This window comes from Xanthobacter autotrophicus, from assembly GCF_030015065.1.
Classification (GTDB): Bacteria; Pseudomonadota; Alphaproteobacteria; order Rhizobiales; family Xanthobacteraceae; genus Xanthobacter; species Xanthobacter autotrophicus_D.
Genome location: NZ_JAIVFN010000374.1, coordinates 1 through 467 on the forward strand (window position 1 = coordinate 1; position 467 = coordinate 467).

Annotated in this window: 1 protein-coding gene; it reads left to right on the top strand. The window is 65.7% G+C overall.

What is annotated here, in order from left to right; all coding sequences use genetic code 11:
• The coding region (locus tag K9U40_RS23590) for a hypothetical protein (protein ID WP_282892490.1) at positions 1-391 on the top strand (391 nt) is incomplete at its 5' end.
• Positions 392-467: the final 76 nt, after the last annotated feature.

Below are 467 nucleotides of genomic sequence, written 5' to 3' on the forward strand. Positions count from 1 at the left end.
TGGTGGCGATGCCTTCCTGCTGTGGCGATCCACCAAGGTGGACTATGCGGTATCCAGGCAACAGTATCGGGCGCAGCAGGCGTTCGGCGCGCCGGAATTCCTGCAGTCCTGGAAGAGGGAGGAAGAGGCCATCCTGGACCACCTGGGCTGGATGGCGGACCGGCTGCCGCGCGTGTCCGATTACTGCGACGGCGCATCCTTCCTGCTGCTGAAACTGATCTACGGCGAGGAAGAGGGCGGTGCCGGCACCACGGGGTGGTTGTATTCGGCCGCGCTCATGCAGATGCTGGCCCGCATGGGTGCGGGGATGGAGGCGGACCAGGAACTGGTGGACGTCCATTTCGCCCGCGTGGAATCGGGCTCGTCCTCTTGCTCCTCCTCTCGGCGATAATCCCCCCGTGAAGCGCGCCAGACCGCCGCTGGTGCACGTGCCGAAAGGCCGCACTGGAGGAACGTCCGGACTGCAC